Raw genomic sequence first — 15642 nt, 5'->3', positions numbered from 1 at the left:
GACCTTGCGAGCGGCGCCGCCGGACGAGCGGTCAGACTTGCCCGAAGTCCCCCGCGAGCGCGGAGGCGATCCGCATGTGCGACTCCGCCTCCTCGTGCCGCCCCTGGCGCTGGAGCGTGCGCCCCAGCATCAGCCGGGCGTAGTGCTCGACCGGGTCGAGCTCCACGAGCGCGCGCAGCTCCGTCTCCGCGCGGCGCAGCTGGGCCGAGTGGTAGTAGGAGCGCGCCAGCAGCAGCCGGGGTCCGACCTGCTCCGGCACCTCCTCGACCAGCCCACCCAGAATCCGCGCCGCGGCGGCGTAGTCCCTGGCCTCGAAGAACATCCGCGCCCGCTCCCAGCGCTCCGCGGCCGTTCCGTGGTCGTAGTACGTCGTTTCCACTGCTGACCTCCTTCGACGCTCCACAACCGAGGTGTTTGGTTGAATATTCCACAACCCGGAGAGTGGTGCCGACCTCTACGCCCCGACCGCCTCGGCCTCGGCCGACTCCTCGTCGGCCAGCTCGGCATCGGCCCGCGCCGTGATCAGTGCCAGCACGCGACCGGCGGTCGCGAGATCCTCGGCCGGAATGCCGGCGTAGAGCCGGGCCGCGATCGCGTTGCCCCCGGTGCGGACCGCTTCGAACAGCTGCCTGCCGCTGTCCGTGAGCGACACCTGGTCCGCCGTCGGCTCGTCCAGCAGCTTCCGTGCCGTCAGTTCCTCGACGGTCTCGCGGGCCAGCGACTCGTCGATCTTCAGGGCTCCGGTCAGGCGGCCCACGAGCCGATCGCGCTCGACGGTCCCGCCGTTGTCGGAGACCGCGCGGAGGGCGACGGACTGGTGGAAGGTGGTGCCGGTGCGGGCCAGGACCTTCTCCAGGGCGGCGCGGCTCGCGTAGTGGGCGAGGCCGATGACCTGGCCGTTGACCGGGGGAGTGGTGGTGGTCATGACGACTCCTTCTCGGAATGCGGATCGGATGGATCGGACGCGGCGGGCTCTTCCCACGCGCTGGACTCCCCGCGCGCGCCCGGTTCTGTCGGTGTGCCGGACTCCCCGCCAGGGCCGGGCGCTCCAGGCGTGCCGGGCTTCCCGCCCGCGCCGGATGCTCCCGGCGCGGGCGACTCTCGCGCGGCGGGCTCCGCGTGTGGATCGAGAGGCACGTCGAGCAGGGCGGCCAGCTCGGCGGCGAACGCCCGTGTGCGTTGCCCGTCGAGCCCGCCGAGTGGTTCGAGGAGCTGGTCCAGGAGGCCCTGGACCACCCTGATGGCGCGGCGGGCGACAGTGCGCCCGTCCTCGGTCAGGGACAACTGGACCGCCCGCGGGTCCGCCGGGTCCCGTACGCGGTCGACGAATCCGGCCGCCTCCAGCGCGCGGGCCAGTTTCGAGACGTAGAGCGGTTCGAGCCCGGTGTGATCGGCGAGCCGGCGCTGACTGGGGCGCAGCCCGTCCCGCTGCATGCCGTACAGCGACGCCATCAGCGAGTACTGCGCGTGGGTCAGACCGAGCGGGGCGACCGCGCGGTCGACGGCCACACGCCATTTCATGGACAGACGCCAGACGAGGAAGCCGGGCGTCGCCTTGTCGGGTACCGAACTCATGGCAATTACCGTACATAGCTACTATGTACATGGCTACTATTTTCCCAAGGGTCCGCCCGATGGCGTACGCGGCTGCGACCGAGGACCTAGGACCCCTGCCGTTTCTCGGCCAGGACCCCCCGTACGGCGGTCCGATGGCCTGACGCAAGGTCCTCGACAGGGCTAGGTTGTGCCCCATGAGCAATCTTGATCGCGAGGCGGTTCCCGCCCTCTGCGGTGGCCGCGGGTTCGTGGTGGCCGAGCCGGTGCGCGAACTCCTCAGCCCCCGCCGGGTCAAGCTCGGCGAGTCCACCGAAGTTCGCCGTCTGCTCCCCAACCTGGGCCGTCGCATGGTCGGCGCGTGGTGCTTCGTCGATCACTACGGGCCCGACGACATCGCGGACGAGCCCGGCATGCAGGTCCCGCCGCACCCGCACATGGGCCTGCAGACCGTCAGCTGGCTGCACGAGGGCGAGGTGCTGCACCGTGACTCCACGGGCAGCCTGCAGACCATCCGCCCGCGCGAACTCGGTCTGATGACCTCGGGACGGGCCATCAGCCACTCAGAGGAGAGCCCCAGGTCGCACGCCCGCTTCCTGCACGGCGCGCAGCTCTGGGTCGCCCTCCCCGACAGCCACCGTCACACCGACCCGCGGTTCGAGCACCACGCCGAACTGCCGGTGGTGACGGCACCCGGCCTCGACGCCACGATCGTCCTGGGCTCGGTCGACGGCGCGACCTCGCCCGGCACGACGTACACGCCGATCGTCGGTGCCGACCTGTCCCTCGCGCAGGGCGCCGACGTACGGCTGCCCCTGGAGCCCGACTTCGAGTACGCCGTGCTCTCCATGTCCGGCGAGGCGCACGTCGACGGCGTACCGGTGCTCCCCGGCTCGATGCTCTACCTCGGCTGCGGCCGCACCGAACTCCCCCTGCGGGCCGAGTCGGACGCGACCCTCATGCTCCTGGGCGGTGAGCCCTTCGAAGAGGAGCTGATCATGTGGTGGAACTTCATCGGACGGACCAACGAGGACATCGAGCAGGCCCGGCAGGACTGGATGGGTGGCTCCCGCTTCGGCGAGGTCAAGGGCTACGACGGCGACCCGCTGTCCGCCCCCGTCCTGCCCCCGGTGCCGCTGAAGCCGCGTGGACGGGTGCGTTGACCTGCGGGGACGCTCGGGACTCCAAGGCAGTGGCCGGCCCTGTCGGCCCTGGCCGGACGAACACTGATTCGAGCCGGCTCGATTGACCACCCGTCGGGGCGGGCCGACGCGACTCCGCGTTCACCGACCGTTCTGCCGATCCGCGGCACGACCGAGGGGCGGATCGTCGTGGGTGACACCGCTCGTGCGCGCGTTCAGACCGGCAGCAGCCGGGCGATCAGCGCGCTGAGCTGCCGTGCGTTGCGGCACTCGTGCATCTCGACGAGGCCGGCGTAGGCGGGGGCGGCGGAGTCGCCGGTGCCCCACTGGGAACGCGGTTCGGGGTTCAGCCAGTAGGTGCGGCGGGACCGCTCGGAGATGTCCCGCACGGCCGGCAGATTCGGGTCGCTCATGTTCGTGCGGGCGTCGCCGAGGACGAACACGGTCGTGCGGGGGCCCACGGCGTCGGCGTACCGCTCGGTGAACTCCCCGAACGCGACACCGTAGTCACTGCTGCCGTGCCACCCCGTCAGCGTCGCCTCGTCGCGGATGCGGGCGCTCAGTCCGTCGGAGTCGGCCGCGCCGCGCTCCAGCAGGCCGGTCACCTCGTCGGTCCGGTTGACGAAGGCGAACACCCGCACCTTGCTGAACTGGTCGTGCAGCGCCTGCACCAGCAGCATCGTGAAGTCGGAGAACCCCGACACGGAACCCGAGACGTCGCACACCAGCACCAGTTCCGGTCGGACGGGGCGACGCCTGCGCAGCACGGGCCGCATCGGCACCCCGCCCGTGGACAGCGAGCCGCGCAGCGTCCTGCGCAGGTCGATGGTGCCGCGGGAGGCCCGGCGGCGGCGTGCGGCGAGCCGGGTGGCCAGCTTGCGGGCCAGCGGCTGCACCACCTTGCGCAGTTCGGCGAGCCGGTCCCGCCCCGCGAAGAGGAAGTCGACCCGGTCGGCGGTCGGCGCCACCGCCCGCCGCGCGATCTCGTCCCGGCCGCGCCGCTCGGCCACCCGGCGCCGCGCCTCCGTGGCGACCTGCTGCCGGAACTCCTCGATGCGCCGCCGGATCTCGTCCTCCAGCAGCCGGTCGGTGAAACCGGCGGCGTCACCGCGGGCACGGACGGTGTCACGCACCCGGGCCATCAGCGTCTGCGGACGCAGCCGGTCCAGCGCCTGGTACGACGACCAGCCGTCACCGCCCGGCGTGGCGCCGTAGCCGCCGAAGCCGGCCACCGCCTCCTGCGCCAGCCGGGCCAGCATCGCCCGGTCGTCGGCGGCGAGCGCCTCGGCCAGCCGGCCGCGCAGGTCCTCCCGGTCCACCGTCGTGCCGGCGTCCAGGGCGCCGACACGGCGCGGGAAGTACACGTCGAAGACCGGGTCGAACACCCGCCGCTGCCCGGGGTTGTGCAGGAGTGTGGCGGCCAGTCCCTCGCGCAGCTGTTCGCGGTCGGCGAGGCCGAGCGCCTCCAGTGCCTGCGCGGCGTCCACGCTCTCCCCGGTGCCGATGCGCACACCGTGCGAGCGCAGCGCGCCGACCAGGCCGGTCAGCCGTTCGGCGAGGTCCGCGGCGGGCGCCGGAGGGGTCACAGGGAGTCCAGGTCGAGCTTGGCCGCCGCCTTGAGGACGTCGTCCTGGTGCTTGAGGATGACGCCCAGACTGTCGCGTACGACGGTCTCGTCCAGAGTGTCCGCCCCGAGCGCGAGGAGCGTGCGGGCCCAGTCGATGGTCTCCGCCACCGAAGGCACCTTCCGCAGGTCCATCTCGCGCAGCGCGCCGACCACCCGCACGACGGAATCCGTCAGCGCCGTGTCGAGGCCCGGCACCTTCAGCCGTACGATCCGGCGCTCCAACTCCTCGTCGGGGAAGCCGATGTGGAGGAAGAGACAGCGGCGGCGCAGCGCTTCGGACAGCTCGCGGCTCGCGTTCGAGGTGAGCACCACGAACGGGCGGCGGGTCGCGGTGACGGTGCCCAGCTCGGGGACGGTCACCTGGAAGTCGCTGAGTACTTCGAGTAGCAGGCCCTCCACCTCGACGTCGGCCTTGTCGGTCTCGTCGATGAGCAGCACCTTGGGGTCGTCCCCGCGGATCGCCGTGAGCAGCGGCCGGGGCAGCAGGAACTCCTCGCTGAAGATGTCCGTGCGCGTCTCGTCCCACGTCTCGTCCCGCCCGGCGCTGATGCGCAGCAGCTGCTTGGCGTGGTTCCACTCGTACAGCGCCCGGGACTCGTCGACCCCCTCGTAGCACTGCAGGCGGATCAGCCGGGCCCCACCGACCTGGGCGACGGCCTTGGCGAGTTCGGTCTTGCCGACTCCTGCAGGGCCCTCGACCAGAAGCGGCTTGCCGAGCCGGTCGGCGAGGAACACCGTGGTGGCGACGGCGGGCGACGCGAGATAGCCGGTCTCGGCGAGGCGCGCGGTGACATCGTCGACGGACGTGAAAAGCAACGGGGCCTCCAGCTCGGCACGGGCCAGGTCGGGCCACACTATCTAAGCGCTTGTTCACCGCTTCTGTCACCTGTGACGGCGCCCACGCCGGACGCCCGCGCAGGACACCCGTCGGACGTCCGCGCAGGACACGGCATCCGCCGGACACCCGCGCAGGGCATCCGCCGGAGGCGTACGCCGGGCACCCGCCGGACGCCGTGTCCGGTCGGCGACACCGGGACGCTCCGGTGTCACCAGCCGGTCAGCAGCAGGTGGTTGAGGAGCAGGGCGAGCACGGCCTGCGCGGCGAGCCAGCCGCGGGGCCGGGGCAGCAGCGCGCCCGCCGCGAGCAGCCACATCGCGAACGGCAGCCAGATCCGCTCCGTCTCCGCCTTGCTCATCCCGGAAAGGTCGGCGACGAGGAGGGCGAGCAGGGCGGCGAGCACGAGCAGCGCGAGACGGGCCTCCGGCACGCTGCCGGGCATCCGGGGTCCCTTGCGGAGAACGGCCCGCAGCTCACCGAGCACCGGCGTCGCGCAGGCGCGTCGCAGTCCCGCCACCGTCGCCGGGCCCACGACCAGCACCGTGCACGCGAGGTTCGCCCACACCCAGTAGCCGTACGGCCGGATGCCGCCCGCGCCCTCGTAGTAGCGGGTGACCAGCAGCCGGTACGCCTCCCACCAGTCGAAGCCGAGCAGGGTGAACACCAGCGGCACGACCGCGGCCCCGGCGACGACGTAGGGCAGCGGGCGCAGCCGACGGGAGCCGAGCAGCAGCGCGGCGGCGGCGATCGGCGCGAACAGCGTCAACCCGTAGGAGAGGTAGCAGGTGAGGCCGAACAGGAGGCCCGAGGCGAGACCGCAGACCCGGGGGCGGTGCCCGGTGACGGCGAGGGCGAGGAACGCGACGGCCCACGCGGCGACGGCCGCGAAGTAGCCGTCCGCGGAGGTGCCCATCCATACGGCCGCCGGGGCGAGCACGAGGAACGGCGCGGCGCGGCGGGCGAGTGCCTCCCCGCAGAGCACCCGCACGGCCACGAGGACCGCGGCCGGTGCGGCGGCCCCGACGACGATGCACCAGATCCCCGCCCACGCGCCACCGCCCAGCCCGATCCGGTCCAGCAGGACGAACGTGACGGTGGCGGCCGGGGGATGCCCGGCCACGTGGGCCGGCCAGTGGTCCGGCGAGTGGATCAGGATGTGGTGGGTGAAGTCCCGCAGCGCGCCCGGGATGTCGTGGAAACGGTCGATGACCTGGAGGTACTCGTACTCGGTCGTGAGGCGCCGCGCGATCCCGCGCTGCCAGCCGTCGATCAGCGCCAGGGCGGACGTCCACGCCATGGCCGTGCCCCAGGCGGCCCACGGCAGGGCGCGCCAGGTCAGCCGGGCGGCGAGGCGCGGACCGTAGGCGACGACGGCGGCCGCCACGACGAGCGCGGCGGCGGTGCCCGGTCCCGCGTGCGGTTCCCAGTGGGCGTACAGCGGCGGCCAGGACACGTGCAGCGTGCCGTCGCGCTGTTCGATCCGGTCGCCGACGAGGACGGCGGCCGCGACGAGCAGGGCGGCGGCCAGCACGGCGTACAGGTCACGGAGGAGATCGCGGTTCACACCGGCACGCTAGGCCGTGGCACCCCCTCGGCTGCCGCCGCTCGTGTGGACGTCAGAGTTTCGTCATGGTTCGTGGCCCCTTTCGGGTGGTGTCGCGGGCCTACGGTCGGGCCATGCCTCGGTCTCCTTCCTCGCCCGCGTTCTGGCGCAGCCCGTTGCGCGGCCCCTGGTTCACCGCCGTGCTCGGCGTCGTCCTGCTCGGCGGGATCACGGTGCTGTTCGTCACCGGGCTCGTGTCGTACGCCGCCTACAACCCGGACCTGTCGCCGGTCAACGACAAGACCCCGGACAAGGGGCTGCTCGGCTTCTACCTGTTCTCCTGGCCGACCGGCCCGGTCTGGCTCTACCGCCTCACCCAGGGCGTGCACGTGACGCTGGGCATCGTGCTCGTCCCCGTCCTGCTCGCGAAACTGTGGTCGGTCGTGCCGAAGCTGTTCGCGCTGCCGCCCGCACGATCGCTCGCCCACGCGCTGGAGCGGATCTCGCTGCTCCTGCTGGTCGGTGGCGCGCTGTTCGAGTTCACCACCGGGATCCTGAACGTCCAGCTCGACTACGTCTTCCCCGGCTCGTTCTATCCGCTGCACTTCTACGGAGCCTGGGTCTTCTTCGCCGCGTTCGTGGCACACGCCGCGCTCAAGATGCCGGCGGCGCTCCGCGCGCTGCGCCACCCGCACGACGAACAGGGCGACCTGGTCGCACCGGACCCCGCCGAGCCCACCGTCTCGCGGCGCGGCGCCCTCGGCGTCGTGGGCGGCGGCTCGCTGCTGCTGTTCGTCACGACGGCCGGCCGCAGCTTCGACGGACCGCTGCGCCGAACCGCCCTGCTCACGCCGCACGGCGGCCCCGAACCGGGCGGCGGGCCCGCCGGGTTCCAGATCAACAAGACCGCCGCGTCACGGGGGATCAGCGCGAGCGAGACGACCGAGGAGGCGTGGCGGCTGGTCGTGCGGGGAGGTGGCCGCACGGTGCGGCTGAGCAGGTCCGATCTGCTCGGACTCCCGCTGCACAGCGCAGCGCTGCCCATCGCATGCGTGGAGGGGTGGTCCACCTCCGACCAGTGGTGGCGGGGAGTGCGGCTGCGCGACCTCGCGGCGCTCGTCGGGTACGAGCCCGAGGCGGCGCCCGACGTCCTGGTGGAATCCCTGCAGCGGCACGGCGCCTTCCGTAGCGCGGCGCTGCGCGACAACCAGGTGCGCGACCCGCGTTCCCTGCTCGCGCTCCACGTCAACGGCGCGCCGCTGACACCCGATCACGGCCACCCGGCGCGCGTCATCGTCCCCGCGGCGCCCGGTGTGCTCAACACCAAATGGGTGGCCCGGATGACGTTCGGGGACCTGCGATGAGGCGGCCCGTGGTGAGACGACCCGCGATGCGGTGGCCCGCGATGAAGCGGCCCGTGCTGCGGTGGCCCGCGATGAGGCGGCCCGTGATGAGGCGGCCCGGTCGCGCACGGTTCGGTGCGTGGCCGGCCGCGCGGCGCCCGCTGCGCTCGTACGTCGGGAGCCCGCTGCAACTCCTGCTGCTCGCCTGCTCGTTCGCCCTCGCCGGATACGCGGGGGTACGGCTCCTCGCGGACGACTGGTTCGCCGTCGCGCTCTGGTTCGTGGGCGCCGCCGTGCTGCACGACCTCGTGCTGGTGCCTCTGTACGCGGGAGCCGACCGGGCGCTGACCGGCGCCCTGGACAGGGTGGGCCGCCGCGAGTGGACGCTCTACGTCCGTGTCCCGGCGGCGCTGTCCGCGCTCCTGCTGCTCGTGTGGTTCCCGCTCATCACCGGGCAGGTCGCTGACCACTACCGGTCCGCGACCGGCCTGCCCGGCGACGGCTTCCTCGCCCGCTGGCTGCTGATCACGGCGGTACTGTTCGGCGGCTCGGCGGCGCTGCTCGCCTTGCGGACGTGGCGCGCCGCGCGGTCGGACCGGTTGCGCAGGGCGGCGAAGGAGCGCCCGCCGGCCGCCCACTGACCCTCCGGGCGCCAGCCCGCGCGCACCCCGTGCCGCAACAGGGCCGGGGTGCCGACGCGCGCCCAGGGGAACGCGGGCCCGCCGGCGCCGCCCTGGGTGTCGAGGGCCCGTACGACATGGACGCTGACGCGTTCGTCGACGTCCACGTCCGGGAGCGTCTCGGCGAGCAGCAGGCCGCCCGGCGCCACCAGCCGGGACAGCCGGCGCAGCAGGGCGGCCGGGTCGCCGCCGATGCCGATGTTGCCGTCGACGAGCAGCGCGGTGTCCCAGCGCCCCTCACCGGGGAGCGGTTCGAACACGGACCGGCGCAGCGCCTGTCCGCCGAGCCGCAGGGTCCGGGCCACCGCGGTCTCGCTCACGTCGATGCCCAGCGCGCGGTGGCCCCGGGCCGCGAGCTCGGCGACCAGCCGTCCGGGGCCGCAGCCGACGTCCAGCACGGCGCCCTCGCAGCGCTCCAGGACCTGGAGGTCCACCGCGTCGGCCCGCGCGCACCAGCGTTCCACCTCCAGGGGCAGCAGCCAGCCGTCGGTCCGGCGCAGGAAGAGCGGGCCCCGGCCGCGCGCCAGGGCGTCCGAGTAGGGGTCGGCGCCCCAGGGGCCCGGTGCTCCGGTTCCCGGGGCGGCCGTCACCGTCCGGTCCGGACCGCCGACCTCCGCGGTGGTGGTCTCGCGGGCGCCGTTCATCGGTCACCGGCCGCCGCTGCGAGGCGGCCCAGCTCGGCCGCGAAACGGCCTTCGGGTGCCGAGGCGGCGACCGCCTCCGCGTCCGCGGCCGTGTCGACGTCGCGCAGCCGGGGCAGATCGCGCACCCGCAGTCCCGCGGCCGTGAGGCGGTCCCGCTGCACCGCGCCGGTGGTGGGCGTCGACATCGGAACGCCCCGCAGGAGCGCGGGATCGGGTGCGGCGAGCCCCAGAGCCCAGAAGCCGCCGTCCTCGGCCGGCCCGAACCAGGCGTCGCAGTCGGCGAAGTCCACGGTGAGCAGCGCGGGCGTCACCTGGGGCGTGTCCATCCCGATGAGCAGCGCGGGTCCGGCGCATCCGGCGAAGGCCCCGGCCAGCCGCTCGTCGAGCCCGCCCGCGCACTGCGGTACGACGTCGAAGCCGGGCGGCAGCCAGGCGCCCGGCGCTCCGTCGAGCACCAGGACACGGCGCGCGGCGGGCGTCGCGGCCACCGCGCGCAGGGTGTCCACGAGCGCGGCTTCCGCGAGCGTCGCCGCCTCCCGGGGGGTGAACGGAGGCGTCAGGCGGGTCTTGACCCGTCCCGGCCGTGGTTCCTTGGCGATGACGAGGAGCGTGGTCACTGGGTGGATCCTCCGGGGCTCGGGGTGGCTGTGGGGGCGGCGCAGGGCGGCTCGGCCAGCACACGGCGCATGTCCCGCACCGCGTGCCAGGTGCCGCGCCAGGTGCCCGTCACCTTGGACGCGCCGGTGCGCGGCAGATAGGGCACGTCGTGCTCGGTGACGCGCCAGCCGGCGTCGGCGGCGCGGACGACCATCTGGAGCGGGTATCCGCTGCGGCGGTCGGTGAGGCCGAGGGCGAGCAGGGGCTCGCGGCGCGCCGCGCGGAGCGGCCCGAGGTCGCGCAGGCGCAGCCCCGTACGACGGCGCACCATCCGGGCGAGCACGGCGTTGCCCGCGCGGGCGTGCGCCGGCCATGCGCCGCGTTCGCGCGGTCGGCGCCGTCCGAGCACCAGGTCCGCCCCGCCGTCCCGTACCTCGCGCACGAACGGCACGAGCAGCGAAGGGTCGAGCGAGGCGTCGCAGTCGCAGAAGCACACGATGTCCGCTGTGGCGGCGGTGAGGCCGGCGTGGCACGCGGCGCCGAAGCCGCGGCGCTCCTCGCGCAGGACGGTCGCGCCGAGGGCGCGGGCGAGCTCCGCCGAGCCGTCGGTGGATCCGTTGTCCACGACGAGGGCGCGCCAGCCGGGCGGGATGCGGGCGAGCACCCAGGGGAGGGCCTCGGCTTCGTCCAGGCAAGGCAGGACCACGTCGACTTCCGGGTCTGGGGAGGGAGAGGTCGTCACGGCGTTCACCCTACGAACGCGAAAGGGAGATATCGGACTTCGGATCCTTACGAAACACGGACGTCGGACCGGGGCCGGCAGCATCGGCGACGGGCCGGTGGGAGGCTGGACGCATGCAGCAGCCGTACGAATCCGCAGGCACGGGGCGCCGGGACGCTCCGGCTCCCGACGGTCGAGCCCCCGACGGTCGCGACCCCGCACCGCCCGGCTCCGTCGAGCCCGCGGGACCGGGACCCAAGGCTCCGTCGGAGGGCGCACCTCGCGACCCGGTGACGGCCGGACCGCACCGTCCGTCCGGCGCCGGAGCGCACGCGGGCCCCGGACCTCGTACGCAAGGGGACTCCGGACACGGCGCGCACGAAGGGTCCGGGCACGGTGGGCACAAGGGCTCGGAAAACGGTGGACCGGACGGTTCCGGGCACGGTGGACACGGCGCGAAGGACAGTGCGCAGGACGGCTCCGGGCTCCGTGGAGCCGTAACCGCCGTGCGCGTTCCCGGCGGGCACGGGGAGGCCGCCCGTGTCCTGGTCGTGGACGACGATCCGACCGTCGCCGAGGTCGTCTCCGGCTACCTCGACCGCGCGGGATACCTGGTGGACCGTGCCGCGGACGGGCCTTCCGCGCTCGCCCGCGCCGCCGCCCACCGGCCCGACCTGGTGGTGCTGGACCTGATGCTGCCGGGCATGGACGGGCTGGAGGTGTGCCGCCGGATGCGCGGCCACGGCCCCGTACCGGTCATCATGCTCACCGCGCGCGGTGACGAGGACGACCGGATCCTCGGCCTGGAGGTCGGCGCCGACGACTACGTCACCAAGCCGTTCAGCCCCCGCGAACTGGTGCTGCGCGTGGAGTCGGTGCTGCGCCGCAGCAGGCCCGCCCCCGCGGCCCGGCCCCTCGCCACGGCGGGACTGGCCATCGACCCGGCGGCCCGCCGTGCCACCAAGCACGGCGAGGAACTCGCCCTCACCATCCGCGAGTTCGACCTCCTCGCCTTCTTCCTGCGCCATCCGGGCCGGGCCTACAGCCGCGAGGACCTGATGCGCGAGGTGTGGGGCTGGGACTTCGGTGACCTGTCGACCGTCACGGTCCATGTGCGCCGACTGCGGGGCAAGGTCGAGGACGACCCGGCGAGCCCCCGGCTGATCCAGACGGTGTGGGGCGTCGGCTACCGCTTCGACGCCACGTCCCGTGAGGAGGCGGTCCGTCCATGACCACCGCCCTGCCGCGCGAGGAGGCGGCCTGACCATGCACGACATACTGCTCATGGCGCTGTACGCCTTCCTGGGAGCCGCGGCCGCCGGGCTGCTCGGCGCGGCCGCCCTGTGGCTGCTGCGGCGACGCTCGCTCACCGCGTCGCTCGGCGTCGTCGCCGCGGTCGCCGTGACCGCCATGCTCGCGGGGACGCTCGCCGTGGCCTGGGCGATGTTCCTGTCCTCCCACGACCTGACCGTGGTGACCACGGTCGTCGCCATGGCGGCCGTGGTGTCCCTGGCCACCGCACTGCTGCTGGGCCGCTGGGTCGTGGCGCGCAGCCGGGCGCTCACCCTCGCCGCCCGTTCCTTCGGCGACGGCGGCGACTTCGCCGCGCCCGACGGCCCGGCGACCGCCGAGCTGGAGGCGCTGGGCCGGGAACTGGCGGCCACCAGCGCGAAGCTGGCGCGGTCCCGTGAGCGTGAGCGTGCCCTGGAGACCTCGCGCCGCGAACTGGTCGCATGGATCTCGCACGACCTGCGTACTCCGCTGGCCGGACTGCGCGCGATGTCCGAGGCGCTGGAGGACGGGGTGGCGGCCGACCCCGAGCGCTATCTGCGCCAGATGCGCACCGAGGTCGAACGGCTCAACGGCATGGTGGGCGACCTGTTCGAGCTGTCCCGCATCCATGCGGGCGCACTCGCGCTCTCCCCGTCGCGCGTCTGCGTGTACGACCTCGTCGGCGATGCCCTCGCGGGCGCGGACCCACTGGCCCGCGAGCACGGCGTCCGGCTGGTCGGCGACCGTGTCGAGTCGGTCCCGGTCGAGGTCGACGGCAAGGAGATGAGCCGGGTCCTGGGCAATCTGCTGGTGAACGCGATCCGCCGGACACCGGCCGACGGTACGGTCGCGGTCGCCGCCGAACGGTCGGACGAGGGGGTCGTGCTGTCCGTGACCGACGGCTGCGGCGGCATCCCCGAGGAGGACCTTCCGCGCGTCTTCGACACGGGCTGGCGCGGCACGGACGCCCGTACCCCACCCGCCGGAGCCGGTCTGGGCCTTGCCATCGTCCGGGGCATCGTGGAGGCCCACCAGGGCCGGGCGGCCGTGCGCAACGTCCCCGGGGGCTGCTGCTTCGAGGTCAGGCTGCCCACGGCCGAGGCATGACCGGCGCACGCGGGCGAGAGCGCGAGACTCTGGAGCGGGTCCTACGGCGCCGCTCCTCGCGCCGTCGCGGCCTCCCGCGCCGTTACTCGCCGTGCGCTCGCGGACTCCCGCGTCGCTGTTCGCCGTACGCTCGCGGCCTCCCGCGTCGCTACTCCCCACGCAGCCGCGCGGTCGCGAACTCCCGCATCCCCTCGGTGAATCCGACCTCGGCCTTCCAGCCCAGCTCGGCCCGCAGCCGCGTCGAGTCGGCGGTGATGTGCCGCACGTCCCCGAGCCGGTACTCCCCGGTCACCACGGGCTCGGGCCCCCGGGACGCCGCGGCGAGGGCCTGCGCCATCTCGCCGACCGTGTGCGGTTCGCCGCTGCCGGTGTTGTAGGCCGTGAGCGCGCCCGGGCGTGAACCCGCCTCCAGAGCCGCCACGTTGGCCGCCGCCACGTCCCGTACATGCACGAAGTCCCGCCGCTGGCCGCCGTCCTCGAAGACGCGCGGCGCCTCGCCCCGGGCGAGCGCCGAACGGAAGAAGGAGGCGACCCCGGCGTACGGGGTGTCGCGGGGCATCCCGGGGCCGTACACGTTGTGGTAACGCAGCGACACCGCGCTGCCACCGGTGGACCGGGCCCACGCGGCCGCCAGATGTTCCTGGGCCAGCTTCGTGGTGGCGTAGACGTTCCGCGGATCGGTGGGAGCGTCCTCGCCCACCAGCCTCGGGGTCAACTCCGCACCGCAGCGCGGACACCGGGGCTCGAACCGCCCCGCGTCCAGGTCCGTCACGGCCCGGGGCCCCGGTCGTACCGGCCCGTGCCGTCCGCACGCGTAGGCGCCCTCGCCGTACACGACCATCGAGCCGGCGAGCACGAGCCGCCGCACCCCCGCGTCGGCCATCGCGGACAGCAGCACCGCCGTGCCGAGGGCGTTGCGTGACACGTACTCCGCCGCGTCGCCGAACCCCGTGCCCAGCCCGACCATCGCCGCCTGGTGGCACACGGCGTCCACCGTCGGGAGGGCGGTGGCGACCGCGTCCGCGTTCCGCACGTCGAGGCCGTCGCGCAGGTCGAACGCGAGCGGCTGGTGCCCCCGCGCCCGCAGCGCCCGTACGACATGGGACCCGATGAACCCGGCGTCGCCGGTGACCAGTACTCGCATGCGGCTCACGCTAGGGCGGCGGCCCCGCTCCACGGCAGCAGCGCGCCCGTCATGTCACGGCTCCGTAAGACCTTCACCGCGCCCGACCCCGGCTACCGCTGACCCCGCGGCCGCCCGCGCCCGTCCCTGGAGGAGTGGGACGAGCGAAGCGGCGGGAGCCCGCATCCGCCCAGGACCAGGGGGCCCGGCGCAGGCTCCGGTCCTGGGAGCGGGGGCCGGAACACCACCGACGGTCCGGCCGGCGCGGGGCCCGTACCCGGTCACGCTCCAGCGTCGCGCGATCGCCAGGCGTCATAAGATTCACGAATTTGTTTGCGTGTGTCGAGAGAGGGAAACTGGGAGAAGAGTGCTTCGGACAGGAGGCACGTCCGTGGGAGCCGGTGTGCCGGACCGCGGGTGTCTCCTCTCGGCCCGTGTGCACGCCCTCCCATGGTGACTGTTCAGTCAGCACCTCCTGAGGGAGTTGTGAGCACCATGTCCGTCACGGCGAGAACGACGCATCACCCCCACGACGACGCCCCCGACACCACCGAAGCATTCGAACGCCTGTCCACCCTTCCCGACGGTCCGCAGCGGCAGGCGCTGCGCGACGAGCTCGTCAGGACCTGGCTCCCCATGGCCGAGCGCATCGCCGGACGGTTCCGCGGCCGGGGAGAGTCCGTCGAGGACCTCGTCCAGGTCGCCGCACTGGGTCTCGTCAAGGCCGTCGACCGCTACGACCCCGCCCTGGGGCACGCCTTCGAGAGCTACGCCATCCCGACCATCACCGGCGAGATCAAGCGCCACTTCCGGGACCACATGTGGATCCTGCACGTGCCGCGCCGGGTCCAGGACCTGCGCAACCGCGTGCGTGCCGCGCTCAAGGAACTGTCCCAGACGATCCCGGGCCGGCGGCCCACCGTCACCGAGATCGCCGAGTGCGCCCACCTGTGCGAGGACGACGTACGGACCGCCCTGGAGGCGCTGGACAGCTTCACCGCTCTGTCGCTGGACGCCGATCTGCCGGGCAGCGACGACGGGTACGCGCTGTCCGACGCCCTCGGCGAGCCCGACACCGGCTACGACCTGGTCGTCGACCGGGAGGCCGTGAAGCCCCTGCTGTGCGAGTTGCCCGAGCGCGAGCGGACCATCCTCTACCTGCGCTTCTTCCGCGGCATGACGCAGAGCGGCATCGCGCGGCAGCTCGGCATCTCGCAGATGCACGTGTCCCGGCTGATCAGCACGTCGTGCAGCACGGTGCGGGAACAGGCGCTCGCCGACGTGGTGTAGGCGCCCCCCGTGCCCGGCACGCCGAACCGGCCGCCCTGCCGAGTCGACTCGGCAGGGCGGCCGGTGGCGAGCTCACTGCCGAACCCTCCCGGGAGCGGTTGGCCAGTGCCTCGCTCCTTCCGGACTACCGGGGAGGGAGCGATCGAAACACTCGCGCACCT

General features: G+C 73.7%; 14 protein-coding genes and 1 pseudogene. 5 read left to right on the top strand and 10 right to left on the bottom strand.

The window, feature by feature from the left end; genetic code table 11:
* Positions 1-31 precede the first annotated feature (31 nt).
* From ACZ4IF_RS06410 to ACZ4IF_RS06400, 3 genes and pseudogenes are all read right to left on the bottom strand, one after another.
* Complete coding sequence (locus ACZ4IF_RS06410; RefSeq protein ID WP_359504238.1) at positions 32-379, bottom strand: tetratricopeptide repeat protein; 348 nt, start codon at positions 377-379, stop codon at positions 32-34.
* Between the two features lie 75 nt (positions 380-454).
* On the bottom strand, positions 455-925 hold the full coding sequence (locus ACZ4IF_RS06405) for a MarR family winged helix-turn-helix transcriptional regulator (RefSeq protein ID WP_467560101.1): 471 nt from the start codon (positions 923-925) through the stop codon (positions 455-457).
* A 188-nt stretch (positions 926-1113) separates the two neighbouring features.
* A pseudogene (locus ACZ4IF_RS06400) lies at positions 1114-1575 on the bottom strand (MarR family winged helix-turn-helix transcriptional regulator); the annotation flags it as partial.
* Between the two features lie 176 nt (positions 1576-1751).
* On the opposite strand from ACZ4IF_RS06400, the gene ACZ4IF_RS06395 reads away from it, so the two are divergent.
* Positions 1752-2717 carry a pirin family protein gene (locus ACZ4IF_RS06395; RefSeq protein WP_467560100.1) on the top strand — a complete coding sequence of 322 codons (966 nt, stop codon included), beginning with the start codon at positions 1752-1754 and terminating at the stop codon, positions 2715-2717.
* Between the two features lie 194 nt (positions 2718-2911).
* Here ACZ4IF_RS06395 and ACZ4IF_RS06390 read toward each other — a convergent pair whose 3' ends face one another.
* The 3 genes from ACZ4IF_RS06390 to ACZ4IF_RS06380 all read right to left on the bottom strand — a co-directional run bounded on the left by ACZ4IF_RS06390 (position 2912) and on the right by ACZ4IF_RS06380 (position 6725).
* Positions 2912-4282: a VWA domain-containing protein gene (locus tag ACZ4IF_RS06390; RefSeq protein WP_467560099.1), complete on the bottom strand. Its 1371-nt coding sequence runs from the start codon at positions 4280-4282 to the stop codon at positions 2912-2914.
* The gene (locus ACZ4IF_RS06385) at positions 4279-5139 is read right to left on the bottom strand and encodes an AAA family ATPase (RefSeq protein WP_467560098.1); all 861 of its coding nucleotides are present in this window, start codon (positions 5137-5139) and stop codon (positions 4279-4281) included. Before ACZ4IF_RS06385 ends, ACZ4IF_RS06390 begins: the two co-directional genes overlap by 4 nt.
* 230 nt (positions 5140-5369) lie before the next feature.
* Positions 5370-6725: a hypothetical protein gene (locus tag ACZ4IF_RS06380; protein WP_467560097.1), complete on the bottom strand. Its 1356-nt coding sequence runs from the start codon at positions 6723-6725 to the stop codon at positions 5370-5372.
* Between the two features lie 113 nt (positions 6726-6838).
* On the opposite strand from ACZ4IF_RS06380, the gene ACZ4IF_RS06375 reads away from it, so the two are divergent.
* Positions 6839-8068: a molybdopterin-dependent oxidoreductase gene (locus ACZ4IF_RS06375; protein ID WP_467560095.1), complete on the top strand. Its 1230-nt coding sequence runs from the start codon at positions 6839-6841 to the stop codon at positions 8066-8068.
* Between the two features lie 448 nt (positions 8069-8516).
* Here the strand turns inward: ACZ4IF_RS06375 and ACZ4IF_RS06370 are convergent, their stop codons facing one another.
* From ACZ4IF_RS06370 to ACZ4IF_RS06360, 3 genes are read right to left on the bottom strand one after another with little or no spacing between them, the layout of a single operon-like run.
* A complete protein-coding gene (locus ACZ4IF_RS06370) occupies positions 8517-9371 on the bottom strand; it encodes a class I SAM-dependent methyltransferase (RefSeq protein ID WP_467560093.1) in 855 nt (284 codons plus the stop codon).
* Complete coding sequence (locus tag ACZ4IF_RS06365; protein WP_467560091.1) at positions 9368-9988, bottom strand: TIGR04282 family arsenosugar biosynthesis glycosyltransferase; 621 nt, start codon at positions 9986-9988, stop codon at positions 9368-9370. Before ACZ4IF_RS06365 ends, ACZ4IF_RS06370 begins: the two co-directional genes overlap by 4 nt.
* Positions 9985-10719, bottom strand: coding sequence for a glycosyltransferase family 2 protein (locus ACZ4IF_RS06360; RefSeq protein ID WP_467560089.1), 735 nt, complete (start codon positions 10717-10719; stop codon positions 9985-9987). The genes ACZ4IF_RS06365 and ACZ4IF_RS06360 overlap by 4 nt, the downstream gene beginning before the upstream one ends.
* A gap of 476 nt (positions 10720-11195) precedes the next feature.
* On the opposite strand from ACZ4IF_RS06360, the gene ACZ4IF_RS06355 reads away from it, so the two are divergent.
* Both ACZ4IF_RS06355 and ACZ4IF_RS06350 read left to right on the top strand, forming a co-directional pair.
* Positions 11196-11921, top strand: coding sequence for a response regulator transcription factor (locus ACZ4IF_RS06355; RefSeq protein WP_467560087.1), 726 nt, complete (start codon positions 11196-11198; stop codon positions 11919-11921).
* A 34-nt stretch (positions 11922-11955) separates the two neighbouring features.
* Complete coding sequence (locus tag ACZ4IF_RS06350; RefSeq protein WP_467560085.1) at positions 11956-13068, top strand: sensor histidine kinase; 1113 nt, start codon at positions 11956-11958, stop codon at positions 13066-13068.
* Between the two features lie 148 nt (positions 13069-13216).
* Here ACZ4IF_RS06350 and ACZ4IF_RS06345 read toward each other — a convergent pair whose 3' ends face one another.
* Positions 13217-14212 carry an NAD-dependent epimerase/dehydratase family protein gene (locus tag ACZ4IF_RS06345; RefSeq protein WP_467560083.1) on the bottom strand — a complete coding sequence of 332 codons (996 nt, stop codon included), beginning with the start codon at positions 14210-14212 and terminating at the stop codon, positions 13217-13219.
* A gap of 474 nt (positions 14213-14686) precedes the next feature.
* On the opposite strand from ACZ4IF_RS06345, the gene ACZ4IF_RS06340 reads away from it, so the two are divergent.
* Positions 14687-15481, top strand: coding sequence for an RNA polymerase sigma factor SigF (locus tag ACZ4IF_RS06340; protein WP_467561087.1), 795 nt, complete (start codon positions 14687-14689; stop codon positions 15479-15481).
* Positions 15482-15642: the final 161 nt, after the last annotated feature.

This window comes from Streptomyces sp. NPDC025784 (assembly GCF_055558435.1).
This window is presented reverse-complemented; position numbering and strand designations above follow the sequence as displayed.